Annotated in this window: 5 protein-coding genes and 1 pseudogene; 2 read left to right on the top strand and 4 right to left on the bottom strand. The window is 59.8% G+C overall.

Annotated elements, in window-relative coordinates:
• From ACS8YF_RS19290 to ACS8YF_RS19275, 4 genes are all read right to left on the bottom strand, one after another.
• Window positions 1-869, bottom strand: an 869-nt coding sequence (locus tag ACS8YF_RS19290) for a permease (protein WP_440851722.1), incomplete at its 3' end; no start/stop codon positions are given.
• 59 nt (window positions 870-928) lie between these two features.
• Window positions 929-1882 (bottom strand): hypothetical protein, encoded by a 954-nt coding sequence (locus ACS8YF_RS19285; RefSeq protein ID WP_353213527.1) that lies wholly within the window; start codon window positions 1880-1882, stop codon window positions 929-931.
• Between the two features lie 167 nt (window positions 1883-2049).
• Window positions 2050-2814 carry a copper resistance protein B gene (locus ACS8YF_RS19280; RefSeq protein ID WP_440851721.1) on the bottom strand — a complete coding sequence of 255 codons (765 nt, stop codon included), beginning with the start codon at window positions 2812-2814 and terminating at the stop codon, window positions 2050-2052.
• A 40-nt stretch (window positions 2815-2854) separates the two neighbouring features.
• Window positions 2855-4675, bottom strand: coding sequence for a copper resistance system multicopper oxidase (locus ACS8YF_RS19275; protein WP_353213719.1), 1821 nt, complete (start codon window positions 4673-4675; stop codon window positions 2855-2857).
• Between ACS8YF_RS19275 and ACS8YF_RS19270 the strand changes: the two genes are divergently transcribed.
• Together ACS8YF_RS19270 and ACS8YF_RS19265 are read left to right on the top strand one after the other, a co-directional pair.
• Window positions 4556-4864: a hypothetical protein gene (locus ACS8YF_RS19270; RefSeq protein ID WP_353213727.1), complete on the top strand. Its 309-nt coding sequence runs from the start codon at window positions 4556-4558 to the stop codon at window positions 4862-4864. The genes ACS8YF_RS19275 and ACS8YF_RS19270 overlap by 120 nt on opposite strands.
• 1116 nt (window positions 4865-5980) lie before the next feature.
• Window positions 5981-6448, top strand: a pseudogene (locus ACS8YF_RS19265) (cation transporter); the annotation flags it as partial.

The raw sequence follows: 6448 nt of genomic DNA, 5'->3' as shown, positions 1-6448 counted from the left end.
GCGAGTCGGGTGCCGTAGTATTGGCGATAGACCAGCAACATCGGGATGACGATCAAATCGCCGTAGATGAAGGCCAGCGCGCCGCCGAACGAGATACCGCCGTTGAACAAAGCGGCGGCCAAGGGCACGTTTCCGACCGAACACACAAAGCTCACCACGGCGACCAGCGGCCCGACGAGTGCGTTTTCGATCATCTGCAATAGGCTGACATCGCCCCCGTGGCCCCCGGATAGAAACAGCGCCTGCCAGAACGCGTCGGGTACCCAGACCACCATCGCGCCGGCGACGATCACGCCGATGGCGATATCCTTCCAGATCATCGACCAGTCCATCATGAAATTGGCGGCCGCCTGGCGCCAACCATCAAGGCTGAGCGGGCTCGGGACAGCGACATCCTCGTCCGTATCATCGTCAGTCTGGGCCTCACGTACGTGATCGAATGCCCTCACCGGCCCGACGAGCTTCATGAGAAGCGCCATAACGATGATTAGCAGCACGCCGCCCGCAAATTCAGCGACCACGAACTGCCAGCCCATCAACGACCACAATACGAAGCCCAGCTCGATCACGAGATTAGTCGCCGCGATCATGAAGGCAATCGAGGCCGTGATATGAGCGCCGCGCATGAATACGCTGCGGCTCATGGCGGCCGCAGCGTATGAGCAGGACGATGAGATGGCGCCGAAAAAACCCGCTCGGAAAAGCGAAGCCGCACTGTCGTCCCCCATGACCTGCACCATGCGGCGTTTGGGAACGAACGCTTGGACGGCGCCCGAGATCGCAAAGCCGAGCACCAGCGCCCACAGGATTTTCCAGAACATGCCGGCGATCGTATAGAGCGTATCGCCGAGGATCGGAACGAAAGTCATATTTGTCATCCGGTGATGATTTTAGGCCGCGGAATTTGCGTGGTTCGGTTAACGACGTATCAGACGGATGCGGTGATGGGCTTGGGCCACCGATAAACGGCCATGAAAGTGAAAAAGATCAGGGCGTAAATCGCGGCGTTGCCAAACATGTTGCCGGTCATGCCGGTTTGGCCAAGGGCTGTATATGGTGCGCCGAACCCTTCGGCCGTCGACCATATCACCAGCGAATAGATGCCGCCGATCGGTAGCAGCCATCGCATCAGCTTGCCGGTGATGAGACTCCAGGCGAGCACCGTTTCAAGAAGCGCAGCCAGCACGCCAACCAGAACGGGGCCCACAAAGCTGATAACGTTGATCCACATCTGGTCGTAAGTTGCCACCCAGCCTGGTAGGGCATCTTGAGCCGCTGTCAGATAGGCGACCATATGGGTTAGATAGTAAGGGTGCCATTTGAACAGTGCGTCCCAGGCCCACAAAAAACCGAATGCCAGGCGCATCGCATGGATCCACAGACGGGCGTGCGCCTGCGCCACGGCATTGTTGTTCGCTGGCGCGGCCTGGCTCAGGCGCCAGCAGGCGAACGTCAAGATCAACAGGATCAGATAAGGCGGCGCGATCCCCGGATCGGTCTGGCCGGCGGCGGTATTGAAACCGCCGGTATGGGAAACGCCGACCCACATCACGATCAGATACACAACGCCCAACCAGAGGGCGGCGCGCATGCCGCGGCCCGAAAGCAGCGCCACCGCCATTATTAGATCCAGCAAAAAAACACCGTTGCCGATCACGCGCACGGGCCAGGAGCCGAAAGACAGGCCCATGAATTGCGCAATTGCGTGTTTATTTGCGCTGGCCGAGGCCGTCCACGCGTTGAACAGCCAGATCAGCCCGAACACAATCCGTAGGCCGTAAAAAGTCAGTTGTTGCGACGCCGTGACTCGCGCTGGAATGTCGTGCGGCGCTCGAAGATCGAAATCCAGCCAGCGGTAGACTGCCTCGGTTACTTTTGACATCTCAGACTCCAGGGTTTTGAGATTGGATTTGAGGGTCGAATATCGAAAAATGGCAACTCGGGGTCGGGTGGAATGACGTCGACGAACCCGAGTGATGCACAAGACCACCGTCGGTACGCGTTCGGACAACGTCATCAATCAGCAACGCGGTGGTGTCGCGATGCCTGCTAATACCAAGCACTCAGGCCCACCACAAAGGCTGTCGAGGAGCTTGTCCCGCCGTCCGCCCGAGCCATTTTGGCGGTGTCGCCGTATTTCTTGTCCCAGCGCACACCGATATACGGTACGAATTCACGCACGATCTGATACTTGAGCCGAAGGCCGAGCGAGGTGCTCTGCAGACCTCCGCCCAAGCCGTAATTGGCATCGCGCGCGCCGAGATTTATTTCAGCTCGCGGCGCTAGGCGAAGGCGCTGGGTAATCAACGGCTCGTACTGAAATTCGCCGCGAAAGCTGGGTACGCCGTCCTGGCTGACGTAGAACGAGGCTTCGGTATCGATATACAGGGGGGACAGGCCCTGCAGTTTGACCATGCCGAACGCGCGATCCTTACCGGGGTAGATATCGTAGCGTGCACCGATCAGCGCATTCCAGAACGGAGTGATCGCGCGTCCGTAGTCAGCCTCGAACGAGGTCGAATCCGGCGAGCCGCCGGTGGTTGCGCCTTCGCCTTCGGTTTTCCACCAGAAACGGTTGATATCGCCGCCGATCCAGCCTTGACCTTCCCAGAGATAGCTGTCGGGCGCATTACCGGTGCCGTATTCGAGACGGTTGATACTGCTGTACTGATGGATAGCGTTATCACGGATGGGGGGCGCCCAGTTCGCCGGCGCGCCGCTGGATGCGTTTTCGGCGCCCTTGGGCACAACGCTGTTCGGATTGGCCTTGCCGGGCGGCGCGTCGGCCAGCGCCGGTGCGGCCGCGCTGGCCATGACAAACGCCAACCCGACTATCAGGATTTGATGCATCACCTTAGGCATGATCGATCTCCGAGGCCGGGGCGACACGCACGACGCGGAACATGCCGGCCTCCATGTGGTAGAGCAGATGACAATGGAAGGCCCAGCGGCCCGGTTCATCGGCAGTGACCAGCAACGATACCCGCGAGCCGGGCAGGACACTGATGGTGTGTTTATAGGGCCGATGATTGCCCTGGTGATTTTCCAGCTCCATGAACATGCCGTGGAGATGGATCGGATGCTCCATCATGGTGTCGTTGACCAGTATCAGCCGGATGCGATCACCGTAGGGGAAGTCGATCGGCTTGGCCTGTGAATACTCGCGGCCGTCGAACGACCACATGTAGCGGTACATGTTGCCGGTGAGATGCACTTCGATGGTTTTCGAGGGCTCGCGTTTATCCGGCGGTACCGAGACATTGCGCAGTTGGCTGTAAGTCAAGACACGATGATCGACGTCGGCCAGGCCGGTCGGCCGGTCGGCCAGCCGATAGCGCTCGGCCTGAGCCACGGTAATATTGCCCGGGCCATGCTTGTCAGGGCCATGCCGGGCGATCACCGGGCCCGAGTTGCCCATGCCCATATGCGACAAATCATCGGCAACGGGGTTGGTGGCACGATTGATCGCTTGAGAGTGCTGCATGCCTGCCATGCCGCCCATAGCGCTGATCTGCGCCCCGTCGTGGGGTTGCGGCATCGACATTTTCTGGTCCGACTCGTCGTCCATCGCCATGCCCTGCATCGGCATGCCCATATCGATCATCGTGCGAGTCGGGGGCGTGCGCAGCGCCGGCACGGTCGCGCTCATGCCCGGCCGTGGCGCAAGCGTGCCGCGGGTATAGCCCGAGCGGTCCATCGATTCGGCCATGATCGTATAGGCCTTGTCGGGAGCCGGTTCGACGATCACGTCATAAGTTTCGGCCACCGCAATCTGGAACTCGTCGGTGTCGACCGGCTCGATGTTCTGGCCGTCGGCCGCGACCACAGTCATCGGCAGGCCGGGGATGCGCACATTGAAATAGGTCATCGACGATGCGTTGATGACTCTCAGCTTGATGCGCTCACCCGCGTTGAACAGCCCGGTCCAATTGGCGGCTGGATGCTGGCCGTTCATCAGATAGGTATAAGTGTGCCCGGTGACATCGGCGATATCGCGCGGACTCATGCGCATCTTGTTCCAGGCCAGGCGCGATTTTATGGTTTGGGTCAGCCCCTGTTGTTCGACTTCGTCGACCAAGTCGACCAGCGTGCGCTGGTTGAAGTTGTAGTAGTCGCTGGATTCCTTGAGCTTGGCGAACAGTCGCGCGGGATCCTCGAACGTCCAGTCGGTCAGTACCAACACGTATTCGCGGTCGGCTGGATTGGCCTCGGGTTCGGCCGGGTGAATCACGATCGGCCCGAGCTGGCCGACCTGCTCCTGAAAGCCGGCGTGACTGTGATACCAGTAAGTGCCGTGCTGACGCACCGGGAAATAAGCCTCGAATGTATCGCCGGCGGCAACGCCCGGAAATGACACGCCCGGAACACCGTCCAATTCGAATGGCAGCAGTAGCCCGTGCCAATGGATTGATGTCAGATCGTCCTTTAAATGGTTATGTACCCGAAGCCGCGCGTTGTGCCCCTGCCAGAGTTCCAGCAGGGGGCCGGGCACGCCGTGATTGACGGTGTTGGCCGTTGCTCGCCCTCCGGCGATAGCGATCGACTCCGAACGAATATGAAAATCCCGAGTCACGGATCGCGGGGGGCCACCTTGAACGCGCGCGGCCTCACCGGCTCGGCGCATGGCATCCGCCCGCGAGACGCCGGGCAAAAACATATCAAGGCCGGCCAACATGCCGCCGGCGGCCATCGCTTGGAGAACTCTCCGGCGCTGCGTATTCGTTTGCTGATCGTGCATGCGTGGCGGGCCAGCGTCGATCTCGGAGCCGTTACGACGCGCTTCGCCATAGCTCTTACGTTTTTTCAAAATCTTCTCCGTATTCGAAGTAAAAGACGACCCACGGGTATCGGTCAGGGGGAGTAGGGCTCGATACCCGAGGGCCGAATCGCGATGACGCCGTGGATTCGGTGTCACCGCTGACACCCCGGTAACAGGGGGCACTACCGGGATGAGCCGGTGCCGGTGTGGGCGATTGATAGTCGCTTATAGCTCGCAAGACGAGCTGCTGGAAAAGGCTTGCAGTGACCGATTCGACGCCGAAACGCGACTGGCAATGCTTCGACATATGCCAGGTCCTGTGACGAGGAACCGCCCCGGCGTGATCGCAGCCGATGCCACTCGGAACACGGAGCGCCCGGCTCGATAGGTGATCCAGTTTTCAATGTGCGGCGCGGCCAACGACGTGTCTGACTTGGATCCGAGTGGGTGTTGCCAAGCGGAGCCAGGACGTCGCGCACGGTCAAGCTGGACCGCTTGGCCAAGGAAGGGAAACAGGTCATGAGGGTCGCCTTTCATGTAGCGACTCGCGGTTGCTATTGGCCACGGCCTTACGACCAGACCATCCCGCGAACCGGTCGTTACGACCGATTCATTGCGGTAACAATCACAAGACGCCTAGATTTAACCGGATGACAACGTCACAGACGTCGCCGAGCGTCAGTTAAATAGCGAAAGACGGGGGGCGATAAGGGAGCCGTACAAAGCCAGGCTCCAGACGCGACGTCATCCTCGCGAGCGGGTAGACGGGATGCGGGCTAGGCATGTCGGAGGCGAGCGCATCGCTTGCCAAAGCGCTAGAAGCACAGCTCCCGATCACATCGCAACAACACATGTCGTGCCGAGGCGGCTGATCCGGTTGCGAAGCTTGACCGTGAGTGGCAGACAGCGCGCTGTGCGGCGACTTGCCCGCCGGGCTGTGCAGACACGATATCCCTTGAACACCGGCCTGAGCGACCAGCGCTTGCATTACAAGCAGGAATATCGCGATAACGCGCAGCATTTCTTTAAAGTATCTGAGCCGAACGAGAAACACAATAATTATTAGCGAAATCGGCTCTATCCTGACGCAATTGAAGCCATGAGCCTGACGCCCAGTCAGAGTGTACTTCTATCTGACAAAAGGAAACAGATGACGCCCTCATCGAATGATTTCTTGTTCCGAGCGAAACAACGGACAACGCCCTCCGCCGCGTTGTCGCTATCGTGGCTCTCGCCAATCTGGCTTACTTCGGCGTGGAATTTGTCGTGGCCCAGCGCATCGGCTCCGTATCGCTTTTCGCCGACAGCGTTGACTTCCTGGAAGACACCATCGTGAACTTCCCGATCGTCGTCGCGCTTGGCTGGTCCGTTCGCAATCTGGCCGGCGTCGGCATGGCACTCGCGGCGATTTTACTGATCCCGACCATGGCTCTGCTCTGGACCGCGTGGCAGAAATTCAATACGCCGTCACCACCTGCACCGTGGTTGCTGTCCATCACCGGTCTCTGAGCTTTGACCGTAAACGTGGGCTGCGCGCTTTTACTCGTCCGATTTCGTCACCATAGCGGCAGTCTTACCCGCGCCGCTTTTCTATCAGCTCGCAACGACGCGTTCGCGAACATTGCGATCATGATCGCGGGCCTCATCACGCTGGTATGGCGCTCCGGCTGGCCCGATTTGATCGTCGGG

Source organism: Salinisphaera sp. SWV1, from assembly GCF_052044155.1.
Classification (GTDB): domain Bacteria; phylum Pseudomonadota; class Gammaproteobacteria; order Nevskiales; family Salinisphaeraceae; genus Salinisphaera.
This window is presented reverse-complemented; position numbering and strand designations above follow the sequence as displayed.